Origin of the sequence: Streptomyces sp. NPDC048623, assembly GCF_040650755.1 — a bacterium.
In the GTDB taxonomy this organism is placed as follows: Bacteria; Actinomycetota; Actinomycetes; order Streptomycetales; family Streptomycetaceae; genus Streptomyces.
Genome location: NZ_JBEZHV010000003.1, coordinates 259,190 through 277,739, shown reverse-complemented (window position 1 = coordinate 277,739; position 18,550 = coordinate 259,190). Strand labels below are relative to the sequence as shown.

At 74.5% G+C, this 18,550-nt stretch carries 10 protein-coding genes; 9 read left to right on the top strand and 1 reads right to left on the bottom strand.

Annotated features, from left to right (window positions below):
- Window positions 1-25: 25 nt before the first annotated feature.
- Window positions 26-1,159: a winged helix DNA-binding domain-containing protein gene (locus AB0C73_RS06450; protein WP_362525290.1), complete on the bottom strand. Its 1,134-nt coding sequence runs from the start codon at window positions 1,157-1,159 to the stop codon at window positions 26-28.
- 89 nt (window positions 1,160-1,248) lie between these two features.
- On the opposite strand from AB0C73_RS06450, the gene AB0C73_RS06445 reads away from it, so the two are divergent.
- The 9 genes from AB0C73_RS06445 to AB0C73_RS06405 all read left to right on the top strand — a co-directional run bounded on the left by AB0C73_RS06445 (window position 1,249) and on the right by AB0C73_RS06405 (window position 18,549).
- On the top strand, window positions 1,249-1,773 hold the full coding sequence (locus AB0C73_RS06445; RefSeq protein ID WP_362525287.1) for a hypothetical protein: 525 nt from the start codon (window positions 1,249-1,251) through the stop codon (window positions 1,771-1,773).
- Window positions 1,774-1,906: 133 nt separating this feature from the next.
- The gene (locus AB0C73_RS06440) at window positions 1,907-3,232 is read left to right on the top strand and encodes a nucleotide disphospho-sugar-binding domain-containing protein (RefSeq protein ID WP_362525285.1); all 1,326 of its coding nucleotides are present in this window, start codon (window positions 1,907-1,909) and stop codon (window positions 3,230-3,232) included.
- Window positions 3,233-3,397: 165 nt separating this feature from the next.
- Window positions 3,398-4,432: an alpha/beta hydrolase gene (locus AB0C73_RS06435; protein WP_362525282.1), complete on the top strand. Its 1,035-nt coding sequence runs from the start codon at window positions 3,398-3,400 to the stop codon at window positions 4,430-4,432.
- Entirely contained in the window at window positions 4,429-6,849 is a 2,421-nt protein-coding gene (locus tag AB0C73_RS06430; protein WP_362525279.1) for a hypothetical protein, read from the top strand. Before AB0C73_RS06435 ends, AB0C73_RS06430 begins: the two co-directional genes overlap by 4 nt.
- Window positions 6,846-7,844: an AAA family ATPase gene (locus tag AB0C73_RS06425; RefSeq protein WP_362525276.1), complete on the top strand. Its 999-nt coding sequence runs from the start codon at window positions 6,846-6,848 to the stop codon at window positions 7,842-7,844. Before AB0C73_RS06430 ends, AB0C73_RS06425 begins: the two co-directional genes overlap by 4 nt.
- Complete coding sequence (locus AB0C73_RS06420) at window positions 7,837-12,588, top strand: NaeI family type II restriction endonuclease (protein ID WP_362525273.1); 4,752 nt, start codon at window positions 7,837-7,839, stop codon at window positions 12,586-12,588. Before AB0C73_RS06425 ends, AB0C73_RS06420 begins: the two co-directional genes overlap by 8 nt.
- 90 nt (window positions 12,589-12,678) lie before the next feature.
- Window positions 12,679-13,116, top strand: a complete 438-nt coding sequence (locus AB0C73_RS06415) for a hypothetical protein (protein WP_362525271.1) — start codon at window positions 12,679-12,681, stop codon at window positions 13,114-13,116.
- Window positions 13,103-13,741, top strand: a complete 639-nt coding sequence (locus tag AB0C73_RS06410) for a hypothetical protein (protein WP_362525268.1) — start codon at window positions 13,103-13,105, stop codon at window positions 13,739-13,741. Before AB0C73_RS06415 ends, AB0C73_RS06410 begins: the two co-directional genes overlap by 14 nt.
- A 32-nt stretch (window positions 13,742-13,773) precedes the next feature.
- A complete protein-coding gene (locus AB0C73_RS06405; protein WP_362525266.1) occupies window positions 13,774-18,549 on the top strand; it encodes a putative T7SS-secreted protein in 4,776 nt (1,591 codons plus the stop codon).
- Window position 18,550: the final 1 nt, after the last annotated feature.

The following is an 18,550-nucleotide window of genomic DNA, read 5'->3' as shown; positions in this document are numbered from 1 at the left end:
CGAGCGTGGTCACGGGCCGCCCCCGCTACCCCGGCAGCAGCCGGACCCGACCCGTCGGCAGCTTCGCCCACCAGTGCCCGTACCGCCGCCCGTACAGCTCCGGGTCGCGTCCGGCGAGCAGCGCGCACAGGGAGCGGGCCTCCTCGGCCAGCTCGTCCCAGACCGGCTCCGGCAGCTCGGCGAAGGCCGTCGCCTCGATCCCGCCGTCGGCCGGCCGCCAGACCCCCGCCACCCGCCCGTCGACGAGCAGCGTCGGCAGCACGTCGCCGTTGACCCGGATCACCGTCCGCCGCAGCTCCGGCGGCACCACCCGGCTGCGGTCGGCGTACGCCAGGAGCACGCTGTCCCACATCCCGAGCAGCCGCGCGGGCGCGGGCGTCGCCCCGTCCGGCCGCTCCGCCCCCACCAGGTCGAACAGCTCCTCCCCGGCCGGTCCTTCGAGCCTCTCCACCTCACCGTCGAGCGCGCGGAGCGCCTGCCGCACCGGCCCCCGGCGCAGCATGCCGAACTGTGCCAGGTCCGCCACCGACGCCGGGCCGAAGCCCTCCAGATACCGCACCACGAGCCGTCGCAGCGCCTCGGGCGCGCCCTCCGGGCCCTCCGGCAGCGGACCGCTCCCGGCCGCCACGTACGAGGGCCGGTCACTGAACGACCAGGGGCCGCCGGTCGGATGATGGTGCAGCGGCGCATACCCCTTCAGCCCCCACCAGGCCCCGTCCCGCGCCTCCGCCCCGACCCGCTCCTCCAGCCAGGCCCGCAGCTCCGCGGTGCCGCGCGGCACCGCCGTGAAGTCGAGGAGCCCCGGCACCAGAGCCAGTACCTCCGCGGGCGGCAGCCCCGTCCGGCTGCCGAGCTTGGACGCGTACAACGTCGGCTGGAGCGCCTCCCGGAAGACCGGGTAGTCCTCGGCGTGCACCGCGTGCAGCGTGATCCGCATCAGCGTCGCCTTCACGACCGTGCGGTCCGTGAACGCCGCGTCGAGCCCGGCCGGGTCGAAACCCGCGAGCCGGTTCCACAGCGCCACGTACGGCGACCCGGGCTGCTGCGCCTGGAGGGCCACCACCCGCCGCACCCCTTCTGCGACGTCCAGCGAGGCGCGCTCCAGGAGCAGTTGGCGGTGGAGCGTGGCCCGGTTGAGTTCCCGCGCGGTGATCTTCACGACGCCCATTCTCCCCGGCCGGGGCCCGTCCGGGGCCCGGCCGGATGAAAGGGTGGTGATGTCGGCACAGGCACGAACGGGGGTACGGAATGGAGCTCGACGAGTTCGTCAAAGAGGAGCTGGCCCGGTACGACTGGGCGGCGTTGCGCTGCGGCTGCGGCGACACCGCCGAACACCTGCCGCTGCTCTTCGAGGCGATCCTCACCGCCGAGACGCCGGCGGAACTGCGGGGGTACTCTCTCAACGGACACGTCGAGTGGAACGGCGATCTCTTCGCCTGCACGCCGGCGGCCGTCGGCGTCCTCGTCGCCGCACTCTCCGGCGACCACTCGGCACTCGCCCGCGACGAGTTCCTCGACACGCTCTGGACCATCGCCACCGTCGAGTTCGTCCCCGCGGAGCCGGCCGGGATCGAGGACCAGATCCGCGAAGCCGTCACCGAAGGCTTCTGGCCGCTGGTACGGATCGGGCTCGTCGGACGCGCACCGTACGCCGAGACGGTCCTGGAGATCTTCCGGTGCCTCGACATCGACGGCGAGCGCGCCGCGCACTACAGCCGGCTGCTCGAAGCGCGCGTCGCCGCGCGTGGGCGTCGCTGGAAGTCCCGTACCTGACATGGCCGACGCGCCGCGCCCGTCCAACCCTTCGGAAGCCCGTCTCACCAGCTCATACGCTCGCTCCGCGCGTCGTACCGGCGCGCGACGGCACCACACCGCACCGCACCGCATACCCAGGGGGAACACCACGATGCCCAAGGTTCTCGTCGCCGCCACACCCGCCGCCGGCCACCATGCCCCGCTGCTCCGCATCGCGGGCCATCTCGCCGCCTCCGGCCACGAGGTCGTCTTCCTCGGCGGTGCCCGCTTCGCCGCCGAAGTCCGGGTGGCCGGACCCGAGTTCCGTGCGCTGCCCCCCGAAGCGGACTTCGACGACCGGGACTTCACCGCGCGCTTCCCCGAGCGCGCGCAGGTCCCGGCCGGTCCGGCGCAGACCATGTGGGACGTCATGCATGTCTTCGGCGACCCGACGCCCCATCAGCACCGCGCCCTGAAGGAGATCCTGGCCGGGTTCCCGGCCACCGCCGTCCTCTACGACAACCTCTTCTTCGGCGGTGCCGCACTCTCCCTCGGCGCCGCGCCGGACGCCCGCCCCACCACGTACAGCGTCGGCATCTCGCCGCTCGGCGTGGAGAGCCGGGACACCGCGCCGCATGTGCTCGGGCTGCTGCCGCCCGTGGACGACGCCCAGCGGGCCGAGTACGCGCAGATCGCCGCCCGCATGGCCGAGCACCGCGCGCCCCTCACCGCCCATCTGCGGGCCTGCTTCACCGCGGCGGGCGCCACTCTGCCCGAGGGGCCGCTGGGCCGGACGCTCACCGACTCGGCCGACGTCTTCCTCCAGCTGACCGTGCCGGGCTTCGAGTATCCGCGCAGCGACCAACCGGCCGGCGTCCGGTTCGTCGGCGCGATCCCGATCCCCGCTGCCGACGGGCAGGCGCGGCCCGCCTGGTGGCCGGAGCTCGAACGGGCCCGCGCGGCCGGGAAGCGGATCGTCGTCACCACCCAGGGCACCCTCGCCAACGCCGAGTTGGCGCGGCTCGTCGTGCCCACCGTGCGTGCTCTCGCCGACCGCGAGGACGTGCTGGTCGTGGCCGCCACCGGACGTCCGGACGCCGCCGAGCAGTTCGCCGCGGCCCTCGCCCCCGCGCCCGTCCCCGGCAACGCGATCGTCGCCGGCTTCGTGCCCTTCGCCGAACTCCTCCCGCTTGCCGACGTGTTGGTGACCAACGGCGGTTACGGCGGCACGCAGGCGGCCCTCGCCCACGGCGTGCCGGTCGTCGTGGCCGGCGACAGCGAGGACAAGCCCGAGGTCGCCGCCCGCGTCGAATGGACCGGCACCGGAGTCAACCTGCGCACCGCCGACCCCAGCGACGCCGCCCTGCGCACGGCCGTCGACACGGTCCTCGACACCTCGGCCCACCGGGAGCGGGCCGCCGCCCTCGCCAAGGAGTACGCGGCCCACGACGCCCTCGCCCGCATCGAGGAACTGGTCGGCGGCACCGGGACGCACTGACTCACCTGCACTGACCCACCCGCATTGACCTGGACGGACCATGCGCTTCCGGCCAAGGTGCCCGGGGGAGTTGGCCGAGAACCTACGGTCCACCCCCGGGCGGCTTGCTCCGGCCCCGCCGCACCGGACAGGATCAGCCGGAACACCATGTCGAACGGGGGAGCAATGAAGCCTCGCCTGGTCTTCGTCCACGGCATCGGCGCTCCCCGCGACGCCGCCGCCGAGCTGGACGAATGGCTGCGCGCGGTCGCCGCCGGCGCCCGCGCCGCGGGCCACTCCGCGCAGGTCTCGGCCCTCACCCGGGGCTGGGCGGCGGACGCCCGCTTCGCCCACTACGGCGACCTGTTCCGTACCGCCGGAGCCCAGGGCACCGGCGCGGCCCGGACCACCCCCACCCCCGCGCCCGCGCTTGCCCCCACCCCCGCGCGCCCGGACGCGTCCCAGAGCGAGGGCCAGGACGACACGCTCCTCGCCGCCCTGCTCCTCGAAGCCGTCGACGCCCGCCTCGCCGACCCGGCGTCGCTCACCCCCGCCGAGGCCGGCGCCCTGCGCGCCGCCCGCACCCGGCTCGCCCCGCCCGCCGGGGCCCAGGGCGCGGGCGCGCCCGCCCGGCACGTCGTCAACGCCGTCACCAGCCTGCTCGCCGTCCCGGGACTCCGCGCCGTCGGCGGCTGGGTCAGCGCCCGGGTCACCGCGGGCATCCTCGGCCAGGTCGCCCGCTACCTCAACCGCGCCGAGTCCGACGGCACCAGCACCCTCGACCAGCGCATCCGCGCCCGTGTCGCCGACTGCCTCGATCCGCACGGCCCCAACATCGTCGTCGCCCACTCGCTCGGCACCGTCGTCGCCCTGGAGACCCTGCACGAACAGGCCCTGCGCGAACACCCCGTCGACGTACCGCTGTTCGTCACTCTCGGCTCACCCCTCGGCATCCGCACCGCCGTCGGCCCACGGGTCCGCCCGCACCTCGGCACCCCCGAAAACGTCGGCCGCTGGCTCAACTTCTGGGACCGCGACGACCTCGTCGCCGCCCGGCCGCGCCTGGAGGACGTGGTCAAGCCGAACGCCGCCGGCACCGCCCCCGTCAGCCACCGCGTCGACTCCGACGGCGCCTGGGTGCACCCGGCCGCCAAGTACCTGGCGCAGCCCGCCGTCGCCGGGCCCCTCGTCGAAGCGCTCACCACCCTCGCGGAGCGATGAGCGGACCGCGCCATGTGCTGGTGATCGGGGCCCAGTGCCCCGGCCTGGGCCTCCTCGACGAGCTCGACACGGCCGCCCGCTCCCTCCACCGGACCCTCACCACCCCGTGGGCGGGTGCCTGCGCCCAGGACCCGGAGCTCGGCCGGACGCTCCTCCACGGCCCCGGACTCACCCGCGAGAGGGTCGAGAAGGAGGTACGACGGGCCGGGCACGCCGCGGCCGACGCGGGCGCCGTCCTGGTGCTCGCCTTCCTCGGCCACGGCATGGCCGCCGGCACCCAACTCCACTACATGGCCGAGGACTCGCGCCCCGAGGACCCGCTCAGCGCGGTCGACCTCGGCTCGCTGCTCGGCGCCCTCCTCGACACCACCGGCCTCGACGGGCTCGTCGCCCTCGTCGACACCTGCCACGCCGGCAACGCCCTGCCCGATCTGCCCTCCCTCGCGAACGGCATCCGGCGCGGCGACACCCGGCTCTCCCTCCTCATGGCCGCGGGTGCCGACGAGGAGGCGTACGCGCTGCGCTTCTCCACCACCGTCGTCAAGGTGCTGGAGGCCGGGGTCTCCGACGCCGGGGAGACCCTGACCGGCGCGGTCGTCGCCCAGGCCGTCCGCCGGGACGGCGGCGCCCTCGGCCAGAACGTCCACTGGGCCGACTACGACGGTGCCGCCTTCGCCACCGCCCCGCTGTGGCTCGCCCGCAACGCCCGGCACGCGATGCGCGGGGCCTCCATGCTCGGCTCCCTCGGACGCTCCGAACTCGCCCGCGCGCTCGGCCCGTTGACGCCTGAGGGCAGCGACGGTACGGGGGCGGGCCGCCGCGCGGTGCCGGGCGCGGAGCGTACGGCCCGGGCTCCCGGCCCGGTGCCGCCCGGGTCCGCCCTGCCGGGGGCCCAGGGCGGCGGCGCTCCCGGATCCGGCGAGCCCGGCCCCGTCGGGCCAGGCCCCGGCCCGTACCCCTTCCCCTCCCTCTCCCTCGCTGACACCGTCGCCCACCCTCGCGATCTGGAGGCCCTGCGGGCCCGGCTTCCGGAGCTCGCCGGCGCCGAACGCCGCTGGGCGGCGGGCGTCCTCGACGCCCTGCGGGACGCCGTCCGCACCCTCGCGCTCCTGGAGGCCTGGCCCGGCGCCGACCTCACCACCGCGCTCCTGCGCCGTACCCTCGCCGCCGTCGCGACCGGCACCGGGAGCGTCGCCGGGGCGGCCGGGTACGGGGCCGGGGCGGGCTTCGGGGCCGGGTTCGGCCCCGCGTCGGCCGATCCGCTGCCCGACTCCACCGGCACCGACCTCCTCCGTGACGCCGTCGAACACCTGCTCCTCCGCGCCCCGCGCGCCGGCCGGAGCCGTACCGCACCCCTCGCCGCCTTCGTCGCCCGGCTCGCCCGGGACACCGACGTCGACCCGCAGAATCCCGTTTTGCGCGCCTGGGCCAAGGACACCGGCGCCGTCATCGACCTCAACGACGCCTTCGCCGGGCTCGCCCGGCACACCACCGAGCTGCGGCTCCGGCTGGTCGTCAGCCTCCACTCCGCGATCGGCGACGAATGGCCCGAGACCCTGGAGGCCTGGCTCCTCGACGGCGGCACCGTCCGCCACCGCGAGGAGTTCCCCTGCCCCGCCCAGGACCGTACGGGCACCGAACGCACCCTCCTCGGCGTACTGCGCTGGGCCGGCCGGCTCGCCCGGGCGCTCGACGCACCACTGCGCCGGGTGGAGATCGCCGCCCCCGCCCCGCTGCTCGCGACCTGGCGGCCAGAGGAGGCCGACATCGGCCGGCGCCTCGGCACGCTCTACGACGTGGTCCTGCGCTGGAGCGACCGGATCCAGCCACCCGACCACCTCTTCTGGATCAACGACCACGCCCGCGGCATCCTCAAGACCCTCGAAGAGAGCCCCGACGGCAGCCGCGTCGACTGGCTCGGCGAGGGCGACACCCGCCGCGCCCCCGAGCTGCGCGCCCGTCTCATGGACGCGCCGCCCACCCGCGCCCTCGCCCTCGCCCACCGCCCCGCCCAGCTCACCGGCCTGATGGAGACCCTGCTCGCCTCCTCGCCCATCGTGATGTGGCCGGACCAGGACCCCGAGGCCCCACCGGCACCCGCCGCCGTACGCCGCTCCGTCGACGCCCACTGGCACCAGCTGCCCGGCGCCTTCTGCCACGCCTACCGCGAGAGGTGGAGCGCACGCCCGGCGGGCGGCGGACAGCCGCCCGCGCCCGACGGCCCCGGCGCCCTGCACCACCTGGCCGGACTGCGCACCGTGTGGGACGGCACCGAGTGGCTCGACTTCTGCACGTGGTTCGAGCAGTACGAGCGGTACGAGCGGTACGAGCAATTCGCCTACGAGGATCAGGACGTGGGGCCGGGGGTGGCTCCACCGGGGCCGCGCCGCCCGACGGACCGGGAGGAACACGCATGACCTGGCAGCCCTTCTACGCGGGCCACGGCACCCCGCCCGCGCGCGCCGAGGACCGGGTCGCCCTGCCGCCCGCCCCGCCCTGGCGCGAGTTCCCGCGCCGCTCGATGCACCGGCAGTTCGTGCCGCCGGCCGGCCTCGTCGAGGCCGTCAACGCCGCGCTCGCGCTGCGCCGCCCGCTGCTCGTCACCGGACCCGCCGGCTCCGGCAAGTCCACGGTGATCGAACAGGTCGCCGCCGAACTCGACCTCGGCACCGTGCTGCGCTGGCACATCACCTCCCGCAGCAGCCTCGCCGACGCCCTCTACCGCTACGACGCCCTCGGCCGCATCCACGCCCAGCGCCTCCAGGGCCCGGACGGGACGGCCGCGGGCGGCACGACCCCGGGCGACGGCTCGCGCGGGGACGGCTCGCAGGGCGACGAGATCGCGCCCTTCCTGCGCATGGGCCCGCTCGGCACCGCCCTGCTGCCCACCGACCGGCCCCGCGCGCTGCTCATCGACGAGATCGACAAGAGCGACCTCGACCTGCCCAGCGACCTCCTCGACGTCCTGGAGCGCGGCGAGTTCGAGATCCCCGAACTCGCCCGCTACGGCACCGACGTCGTCGCCGTACGCGAATGGCAGGGCGACGCGCACCACGACGTACGGCGCGGGCGGGTGCAGTGCACCGAGTTCCCGTTCATCGTCATGACCAGCAACGGCGAACGCGACTTCCCCGCCGCCTTCCTGCGCCGCTGCGTCCGCTACACCATGCCGCTGCCCACCCCCGAGACCCTGCTGCGCATCGTCGAGGCCCACATGGGCACGGAGCGGGCCGGCACGCCCGAGGCCGGCCGGCTCGTCAGCGCCTTCCTCGAACGGCTCGGCGCGGGCGAGAGCCTCGCCGTCGACCAGCTCCTCAACGCCGTCCACCTCCTCGCCGGCATCGACGCCCCCGACGAGGCGCGCCGCCAGGCCGTCGAGGACCTCATCCTGCGCGAGCTCTCGCATGCCTGATCCGCTGCCCCGGCTGCTCTCCGCCCTGCGCACCGCCGTCCCCGAACTGGACGGCACGGCGCTGGCGGAGGCGCTGTGGCTGGCCGCGCACATGGGCGCGGCCGAGGGCGCCGCACCCGCACCCGCTCCCGTGTCCCCGGCCTCCGACGGGGAGCCGGACCCGGCCGCGCGGCGGCGCCCCGTACCACCCGCGGACCGTCCCGACGACGTACCCGACCGGCCCGGCGGCACCACCCCGCCACCCCGTACCGCCCCGGACGACGCACCGTCCGGCGGGACCTCCGCCCGCCCCCTGCACGAACGGCTCCCCGGCAGCGCCACCCCCGTCCACGGCCGGGCCGTCGCCGCACCCCACGCCGGCGGACTGCCGCGCGCCCTGGAACTCACCCGTGCCCTGCGCCCCTGGAAACGGCGCTGGCCCGAAGGCCGCGGCAGCGCCCTCGACATCGACGCCACCGTCGACGGCTACGCCCGCAGCGGCGAACTCATCCCCGTCCTCAGGGCCGAGCCCGAGCGCTGGTTCGACCTCGTCCTCGTCGTCGACCGCTCGCCCGGCATGCGGGTGTGGGCCGAGACCGTCACCGAGTTCACCGCCGTCCTCGACCGCCTCGGCGCCTTCCGTACCCTCCAGGTCACCGACCTCACCTTCGACGCCCAGGGAGAGCCCCGCGCCCTCGGTCCGCTGCGCGCGGCCGACGGCCGGCGGCTGGTCGTGGTCGTCTCCGACTGCATGGCCGAGTCCTGGCGCCGCCCGGAGATCTGGCACCTGATCCGAGACTGGGCCGGCGCCCAGCCCACCGCGCTGCTCAACCCGCTGCCCACCAAACTGTGGCGGCGCGGCGGCCTCAACCTGCCCACCACCCGCTTCATCCCGGCCGCCCCCGGCAGCCCGCGCAGCCGCGTCCCCGTCGAACCGCCCGCCCTCCTCGCCCCCGGGCGCGGTGACGAGGACGAGCACGGCGAGTGGCTGCCCGTGCCCGTCCTCTCCCTCACCCCGCACTCCCTCGGCCGCTGGTCGCAGACCCTCATGCGCGGCGACCCGGAGGGCTGCACCGCCGTCCTCGTCCCGCCGACCGGCCGCCCCTCGACCGGTTACGGCGGGCCCGCCCGACCCCCGGCGACCCCGCTCCCGCCCGCCGAACTCACCCGCCGCTTCCTCCGCACCGCCTCCCCGCGCGCCGCCCGCCTCGCCGTCCTCTGCGCCCCCTTCGACCGGCTCAGCCTGCGCCTGCTGCACCTGGTACGGGCGACGCTCGTCCCGGACGCGGCGCTCGCGGACGTGGCCGAGGTCGTCACCAGCGGCGTCTTCGCCGTCACGGACGAGGGCGGCGCCGTCGAACTCGCCCTCCCGCCCGAGGCCCAGGAGGTCCTTGGGGAACACCTCCCGGCCCACGAGGTCTGGGCCCTCCACCAGGCCCTCGACGCCCATCTCGCGAACCGGGGGACGGGGCGTACGGGCCTGCCGTCGGTGGCCCAGGGCGGCGAGGGCGCTCAGTCGCTGGCCGCGGAACGGGCGGCGTTCGCGCGGGCGTCGCGGCGGACGCTGGAGCTGCTGGGGTTGGCGGAGCCGGAGCGGGGTGCCGACCCTGCGCCTGTCGTGGACCTGCCGCCGGTTCCGGTGCCGTACGTGGGTCACGACAGGCTCGCGAAGCGGCTGGCCCGCGACGTGTTCGCCGACGGCCGGCGCCCGGTCCTGTGGATCACCGCGGCGTGGGCCGTCCCCGGCGCCGGACGGACCGCCCTGGCCCTCGCCGTGGCCCACCGCGCGGCCGCCGACTTCCCCGACGGGGTGCACTTCGTGCCGCTCCGGGCCTCCGGCCGGCGCCCCGTGGACCCGATGGTGGCGCTGCTCGGACTGCTCGCCGACATGGGCGGTGACGCGGGGGAGGGTTCCTTCAAGACGGTCAAGGAATGCGTGGACGCCGTCCTCGCCCGGTTGCGGGGGAGGCGTGTCCTCCTGGTCCTGGACGACGTGGGCGACGATCACTTCGTCGGCATGCTCGCGGCCGAACTGCCGGAGGACTGTGCGGTCGTGGTGACGGGCCGACGGCTGCCATCGGCCGGCTGGTCCGACCACCTCGTGGTCGAGCTGCCGCCCCTGGCGGGCGAGGACGTGAGCCGCCTGCTGGCGATGCGGTCGGCGGTGGAGGGTCACTGGTGGCCGCTCAGTATGCGCGTGCTGAGGGCGGCGCTCGACTCCTCCGACAGCAACGTAGCCCTGCGCGCCCGTCATCTGGTCGTCAACGCAATGGGCGAGGGCGACGCGGTCGATCCTGAGACCGCCGTCCGCAGCGTGCTCGACGATTCGGTCAGCAGCCGCGTCCTCGTGCGCCTCGCGGAGATCACGGCCGACGAGTTCACCGCGGAGGAGGCCGCCGCCGTCCTGGACATCGGTCCCGACCGCATCACCCGGCACCTCGACGACCTCGTGGCCGAGCGACTGCTCGAACCCGCCCGGCGGGGGCGCTACGCCTTCCCCTCCGTCGTGTACGAGGAGATCGCCCGGCAACCGGGATACGACGAGCGGCGCGAGCTGTCCCGGGCGCGCATCCGTGAGTTCCACCGCCGGGCCGCCGCCGGGCTCTACCGCGAACACCACCCTGACAGCATGCTCCCGGAACTCCTCGGCATCGAGCCCCTGCCCGCGCCACACCCCGAGGTGTGGGTGCCCAACGCCCTCGCGTTCCCGTCGGTGGACCCCGACACGCTGCTCCTGCTCCAGGACGTGGGCTCCACGCCCGTGTACCGCGTCCGTTTCTCCTCTGCCGCCCGACGGCATCTCGATGACTATCCAGGACCGGCCACCGCCCGCGCGGTGCTCGCCCTGGCGAGCTCCCTGTACCGGGTCGGACTGTACGAGGCCGCGCGCGACACGCTGGGCGAGGTGAGCTCCACGGTTCTGGAGGCCGACAGCGCGACCTACGGGCACACCCTGCTCCTCCTCGCCCGACTGGCCCTCACCGCCGGACCGCTCCGCGTCGAATTCGCGGCCGCCCGCGCCAGAGAGGCCCTGGCCCGGTTCGAGGACACCACCTGCTCGGAGCTCACCGACACGCTCCACTGCCTCGAAGAGGCTCTGAACGTGACCCCTGAGATTCACGAACTCCTTGAGGTTCAGGGAAAGTTGGCCGCCGCCTTCCATGGCGTGGGGCGCCGTCCAGAGGAGGCGCGGATCCTGGTCCGGATGGCAGACACGCTGCTGTCCCTCGGACGTCCCGTCGAAATGGAGGCGGTGGTCGGCCGGGCGCTGGCTCTGCTCGACGGCACCGACGACGCGGCCACCCGCGAGGCGGCCCTGCGGTTGCGCGGCGAGGCCCGCGCCTACGACCGGTTCGTGATCGTGGTCCGCGCCGACCTCCCCGTCCGCGCGCTCGCACCCCTCGCCGGCGCGTTGCTCCGCGACCTCGCCTCGCTCGGCGTGCGCGAACCGCAGGCCCAGACTCTGGACGACGGCCTCGTCCTGTTCGCCGACGCCGTCACCCCCCTCGCCCGGCTCGTCCCCGCCCTCGTCGAGCGCGTGCAGCTCCGGCTCGACCGTGCGGCCGTCAGCCTCGCGGTCCACAAGGGGCCGGTGCTCCTCGCACCGGAGAGGGACCTGGCTGTCGAGTACACGAGGACGATGCTGCGTTCGACCGCGTTCGACCGGGCCCGGGCCGACTACCCGGACGACGCGCTGCTGTGTGTGTCCCCGGAGGCGTACACCGTGCTCTCCGAGGAGGAGGCGGACGGGCACGGCACGCTGGCGGAGGCCTACAGCCCGGAAGAGGTGCGCAGCGCCGCGGGCGACGTGGTCTGCGTGATCCTCCTGCCGCGCGTGGACCTGTCCGCGTACGACACCCAACTCATGGATCTCGCACGGGTGTTCAACGAGCTCGACCCGGACGGCCTGATCCTTTCCCGGATCGTCCGGGACGCCCTGGACACCGCGCTCGGTCCGCGGACCACCGGCCGCTTCGACCCGGAACAGTTGTCGGAAGCCGAACGCGAGTATGTGGCGGCGGAGTTGGCGCGAGCTCTTGGCCGCAACGCGTTCCCGTTCCGCTCCGGCCGGCCCGCCACGCTGGTCTGGGAGTGGCCCCAGAGGCGTCCCGTACCGGTCCGTACCCGCGTGGTGCTGCACGCACCGCGCGGTGCCGAGCCGCTACCGGACCCGGGTGAGGACGGCACGACGTACCTCGTCGTGTACGTGGAGGACGCCCGCGTCCGCTGGTCCGCCGGGCTCGTCCGGGCCCGCGACGGGCGCCTGACCCCGAGCGCCACCCTCTGGCTGCACCGCAACGCGCCTTTCCCCGAGAACGTCCTGCTCACCCTGGACGGGCGGACCCGCGAGGCCGTCCTCGCCCGGCCCGACGACGTCGCCCGGGTCGCCGAGCTCTTCCGTCAGGTGCGCCACCGCATCGTGCACGCCGCATCGCTCAGCCTGCTCGTCGCCGACCAGGACCGGGACCGCGACCGGGACAGAGGTGCCACCCTGGAACGGGTCGTGCGCCTCGCGGGCCGCACGTTGCGTGACGAGGGCGTGCTGCTCCTGGCCGGCAACCCCCGGGGTCGCGCCATGGCCGAGGCGCTGCGGATCCCCGTACCGCCGCCCGGCAGCTATCTCAGCACGCCCCTCACGCGCCAGCTGCCCAGCCACGTCGGCCGTCCCGGGGTCGTCGTCGACGGCACGTCATGGGTCGTCGCCCAGGCCGGGGATGCCCTCGCGTCTCTGCCGCCGGGCTTCCCGGGTCTGCGCCTGCGCTGACCGGGCCGGCAAAGCTCCACCAGAACCGCACACCCTCGACGCACGTCCTGTTCTACGGTGCAGTCAGGCGGCGGAGAGCAGGGAGGGACCGTGGAGCGGACCGGGGCCGCGCTCGCGGAGCGCATCGCGGAGCGCAGAAGGGGCGGCGACGACCCCCGCGCGCTCGTCGGCGAGATGCGCCGCTCGGTGCTGCTCGTACCCGTGGCCGACGGCGGGCTCTGGTCGGTGCGCGCGGGCGGTGTCCGGTGGATCTGCGGATTCACCGACGAGGCCGCGCTCGCCCGGTTCGCCCTCCACCACGGGCCCGGCGACCAGCCGATGGACTACGCGGCGCTGCTCGGCGCCCGCATCGTGGACGAGATCGTGCCCTCCCTGGGCGAGCCCGCCGGACTGGCCGTGGACATCGCGACCGAGGACGGATCGATGTTCTTCCCGCCGGTCACCGGCATCGTCCCGGACGAGGCGGCGGTGGACACCAGGGACACCACGGACGCGACAGGGGAGGAGCGTGGCGATGAGCGGCGGTGACGGAGCGGATCTCCACCTCGACAAGGCGTCGGTCGCGAAGTTCACCAAGGGCGTGGGCACGACCATCGACGAGCTCGGCGACCTGGGCGGCGCCACCGGCTCCGTCATGGGCAAGGGCTTCTCCGAGCTGTCGATGACCGGCATGGAGGCGGGACACCACGGACTCTCCGTCGACTTCGAGGACTTCTGCGAGCGCTGGGAGTGGGGCGTGCGCGCCCTGGTGCGCGACGCGAGCCAGCTCGCGAACCGCCTCGGTCTGGCCGCGGGCACCCAGTGGGAGCACGACCAGTACATCGCCGGCACGCTCAAGGTGGGCGCCAACTCGCTGATGGGCGGCAATCCGCACGCGAGCGAGGAGGAGATCGCCCGGCAGGGCTGGGGCGACATCTTCACCCCGGACTACCTGAACCCGGACTACAGCGCCGAGTCCTTCGAGAAGGCCGGCGACGAGATGGCGCAGACCTGGAAGGACACCGGGCGCACGGTGCTGACGGAAGGTCAGGGCGGACAGCGCTCGCGCATTCTCAACGAGCTGCTCGGCGTGGACGACAACGAGTGGAACCAGGCGCTCGACGACACCTTCGGCCCCTCGCCGGAGGAACGCGCGAAGCAGCAGGACCAGTAGCACGAGCGGGACGTCATTCGGGGTGATGGACGGTGGGCATCGGGGACTTCATCAGCGACATCACCCCGGACGTGGTCGAGGACGCGGTCGAGGACGGCGTCGAGTGGGTCGGCAACCGGGTCGAGGACGCGGGCGACTGGACGGCCGACCGCCTGGAGGACGTCGGCTGGGAGTCCGGCGCGGACTGGGTGCGCGAGCAGTCGCGTTCGGTCGCGAACCGGATGGGCGCCGAGGTCGACGAGATGGACCTCGGGCAGACCGAGGACAAGACCAAACTGATCTACGGCAGCGCCGAGAAGATCAACGCGACCGCGACCAGGCTCCGGGCCTTCCAGAAGGCCTTCGACGACACGGGCGGCGGCCTCAAGGGCCTGGACGCGGGGGAGCTGAAGGGTGCGACGGCCGACGCGCTGCGCACCGCCGTCGGCACCCAGCCGCCGAAGTGGTTCACCGCCTCCGACGCCTGCGAGAAGGCCGCTGGCGCGGTCGAGTCCTTCGCTGACACCGTGACCTGGGCACAGGGACAGGCCCAGACCGCGATCGACACGTGGAAGCAGGGCACCAAGGCGTCGGAGAACGCCGCCGACGCGCACAAGAAGAAGGTCGAGGACTACAACAACGCCGTCGAGCGGTTCAACAGCCGGCCCGCCGACAAGCAGGACCGGTCCACCCTCCCGCCCAGGCCCGGCGAGACCTTCGACGACCCGGGCAAGAAGCTGATGCAGGACGCCCAGGACATCCTCGCCGAGGCCCGCAAACAGCGGAACTCGGCGGCCGAGACCGCGCGTTCGGCGGTCCGGGCCGCGCGCGACATGGCGCCGGCGAAGCCCTCGTACGCGGAGCAGCTGCGCGACGGGTACGAGGAGATGCAGATCATGGGCGACCATGTCGGCGGCGGCATCATCAAGGGCACCGCGGGCATCGTGAACTTCGTCCGCTCGGTCAACCCGACGGACCCGTACAACCTGACCCATCCCGCCGAGTACGCGATGTCCCTGAACAACCTCGCCGCCGGTCTGGTCGTCGCCGCGAACGACCCGGTCGGCACCGGCACACAGATGGTCAAGGACTTCATGAAGGACCCGGCCGAAGGCTTCGGCCGGCTGATCCCCGACCTCGCCCTGACCGCCGCCACCGGAGGCGGCGGCGCGGCCGTGAAGGGCATCCGGCTCGCCGAGGACGCCGCCGACGCCGCCCGCCTGCGCAAGCTCGTCGACGACGCCCCCGACGGCACCCACAAGCGCCCGGACGGCGAGCGCTGCACCGACGGCACCGACCCGGTCGACCTCGCCACCGGCCGGATGTTCCTGCCCCAGACCGACGTCGAGATCCCCGGCATCCTGCCGCTGCTGTTCTCCCGCCGCGTCGAGTCGGGTACGGCGACCGGCCGGTTCCTCGGCTCCGCCTGGTCGTCCACGGTCGACGAACGCCTGGAGATCGACGCCGTCGGCGTCCTCCATGTCACCGCCGACGGCCTGCTCGTGCCGTATCCGCATCCCGTCCCCGGCGTCCCGACCCACCCCGGCCGGGGCCGGATCCGCCGCGTCCTCACCCGCGAGACCGACGGCGACTACACGCTCGCCGACCCCGACACCGGCCTCGTGCGCCGCTTCGCCGCCCCGGCGGGCGCCGAACCCGGCGGCGACGGCACCGCGTGGCTGGTCGGCCTGAGCGAGCGCAACGGCCACACCGTCACCGTCGACCGCGCCGACGACGGCCTGCCGCTGGCCCTCGCCCACTCCGCGGGCCACCGCCTGAACCTGACCACGGCAGACGGCCGGATCACCGCGCTCGCCCTCGCCGGTGCTGCCCCGGGCGGCACGGACCTGCCCCTCATGGCGTACGGCTACGAGGACGGCGAACTGACCACCGTCACCCGCCCGTCCGGCGCCGCCACCACCTTCCAGTACGACGAGCGCCACCGGGTCATCGCCTGGACCGACTCCAACGGGCACCGCTACGACTACGTCTACGACGACCGGGACCGCGTCGTCGCCGAGGGCGGCGCCGCCGGGCACGTCCAGCTCACCCTCGCCTACACCGAGCCCGACGCCGCCACCGGCCACCGCACCACGACCCTGACCACCGCCGGCGGCGCCGTCACCCGGCACCTCGTCGGCCCCGGCTGCCAGATCCTCGCCACCGTCGACGCCCTCGGACACACCACCCGCTACCGCCACGACCCCGACGGCAACGTCCTCTCCCACACCGATCCGCTGGGCGCCACCACCGCCTTCGGCTACGACGACGAGGGCCGGCTGGTCTCCGCGGTGCGCGCCGACGGGGCCGAACTGCGCTTCGTACGCGGCCCGTTCGGGCTGCCGGTCGAAGTCGTCGCCGCCGACGGGGCCCGGACGCGGTACGCGTACGACGAACGCGGCAACCGTACGGCCGTCACCGACCCCACCGGCAACACCACCCACTCCGCCTACGACGAGGCGGGCCGGCTCACCTCCGTGACCGATGCCCTCGGACGTACGACGCGCGTGGTCTGCGACGCCGCCGGCCGGGTCGTGGCCGTGACCGAACCGACCGGCGCGACCACCCGTACCGAACGGGACGACCTGGGGCGGCAGTTGCGTGTCACCGACCCCGCGGGCGGCGTCACCGAGCTGGAGTGGCACGCCGACGGACACCTCGCCCGGCGCACCGACCCCGGAGGCGCCACCTGGGCCTGGACCTACGACGGCGAGGGCAACTGCCTCACCGAGACCGACCCGTCGGGCGCGGTCACCCGCTACGAGTACGGCCCCATGGACCTCCCGGCCGCCACCACCCGCCCGGACGGCACCCGCCACACCTTCGAGCACGACCGCGAGATGCGGCTCACCCGGGTCACCAACCCCCAGGGCCTGACCTGGAGTTACATGTACGACGCGGTCGGCAACGTCCTGTCCGAGACCGACTTCGACGGCCGCACCCTCACCTACCGCACCGACGCCGCCGGCCGCCTCGCCGAGCGCGTCGACGCGCTCGGCGGCACCATCGCCTTCACCCGCGACCCGCTCGGACAGGTGCTGCGCAAGGACGTCGACGGCCGGGCGACCACGTACGCGTACGACCGGGCCGGACGCCTCCTCGAAGCGGCCGGCCCGGACACCGAACTGCGTTACCAGTACGACCGCGCCGGCCGGGTCAAGACGGAGATGGTCGACGGCAACCCCATCGTCTACGCCTACGACGCTCTCGGCCGCCGCATCCGCCGCACCACCCCGACCGGCCACGTCACCTCGTACGCCTTCGACGAGGACGGACTCCCACGGCGCCTCACCACCGGCGGCCGGTCGGTCGACTTCGCCCACGACGCCGACGGACGGGAACTGGCCCGGGTCTTCGACGGCGGCCTCACCCTCGCCTCCGCCTGGGACGAGCACGGCCGCCTCGCCGCCCAGCATGTCACCGCCGGCCCCCGCGCCGTCAACAGCCGCGCCTACGCCTACCGCGCCGACGGGCGCCTGGTGGGCATCACCGACGGCCTGTCGGGCTCGCGCCGCTTCGACCTCGACCCGCTCGGCCGCGTCACGGCCGTGCACGCCGCCGGCTGGACGGAGCGGTACGCGTACGACGAGTCCGGCAACCAGACGACCGCGGACTGGCCGGAATCGCACCCCGGCCACGAGGCGACCGGCCCGCGCGCCTACTCCGGCACCTCCGTCACCCGCGCCGGCGCCGTCCGCTTCGAGCACGACGCCCTCGGGCGCGTCACCCTGCGCCAGAAGACCCGCATCTCCCGCAAACCCGACACCTGGCGCTACACCTGGGACACCGAGAACCGCCTCACCGCCGTCACCACCCCCGACGGCACCCGCTGGCGCTACCGCTACGACCCGCTGGGCCGCCGCACGGCCAAGCAACGCCTCGCCGCCGACGGCGACACCGATACGGTCGTCGAGGAGGTGCGCTTCACCTGGGACGGCCTCACCCTCTGCGAGCAGACCACCCACCGGCCCGACACCCCCCACACCGTCGCGCTGACCTGGGACCACCGCGACGTCGTCCCGCTCGCCCAGACCGAACGCATCCTCACCGCCGACGAGCGGCAGGACGAGATCGACCGGCGCTTCTTCGCCATCGCCACCGACCTGGCGGGCACCCCCACCGAACTCGTCGACGAGACCGGTACCGTCGCCTGGCACACCCGCGGCACCCTGTGGGGCACCACCGCCTGGTCCCGCGACAGCAGCGCCTACACCCCGCTGCGCTTCCCCGGCCAGTACTACGACCCCGAGACCGGCCTCCACTACAACCTCTTCCGCCACTACGACCCCGAGACCGCCCGCTACACCTCCCCGGACCCCCTCGGCCTCGCCCCGGCCCCCAACCCCCTCGGCTACGTCGACAACCCGTACACGGGCTGCGACCCGCTGGGCCTGGCGCCCGAATGCAAGGACGCGAAGGCCAAGAAGCGGGCGGTCAAGGCCGCCGACGGCGTCATCGACCGGGCGGGCGACGGCAAGTTCCGCAAACACCCCGACTACCACGGCGACACCATGCACGGCTTCACCGACGAACGGGTCCTGGAGATCCTCAAGAAGCCGGACGCCGTGTACCAGTCGACGGGCGGCTCCGGAAACCTGATCTTCCGGCAGGGCGACGACGTCGTCGTCACCAAGGGTGTCGGCTCCGAGGCCGGCCAGGCCATCACGGCCTACGGACCCTCCGGCGTCCTCGGCGAGTCCGGCGCGACGGCGGTCGGCAACGGCGCCAAGGCCACCGACGCCGGCCGGCCCATCACCCACGAGGACATCGTGGAGGGCAGGATTCCCGGCAAGAACGGCAACATGCCCCCGGCGGTACAGATCAAATGAC

Bases quoted from the DNA above. Each gene is read 5' to 3' on its own strand.
- AB0C73_RS06435 (WP_362525282.1), top strand. From the start codon at position 3,398: ATGAAGCCTCGCCTGGTCTTCGTCCACGGCATCGGCGCTCCCCGCGAC.
- AB0C73_RS06425 (WP_362525276.1), top strand. From the start codon at position 6,846: ATGACCTGGCAGCCCTTCTACGCGGGCCACGGCACCCCGCCCGCGCGC.
- AB0C73_RS06440 (WP_362525285.1), top strand. From the start codon at position 1,907: ATGCCCAAGGTTCTCGTCGCCGCCACACCCGCCGCCGGCCACCATGCC.
- AB0C73_RS06445 (WP_362525287.1), top strand. From the start codon at position 1,249: ATGGAGCTCGACGAGTTCGTCAAAGAGGAGCTGGCCCGGTACGACTGG.
- AB0C73_RS06420 (WP_362525273.1), top strand. From the start codon at position 7,837: ATGCCTGATCCGCTGCCCCGGCTGCTCTCCGCCCTGCGCACCGCCGTC.
- AB0C73_RS06430 (WP_362525279.1), top strand. From the start codon at position 4,429: ATGAGCGGACCGCGCCATGTGCTGGTGATCGGGGCCCAGTGCCCCGGC.
- AB0C73_RS06410 (WP_362525268.1), top strand. From the start codon at position 13,103: ATGAGCGGCGGTGACGGAGCGGATCTCCACCTCGACAAGGCGTCGGTC.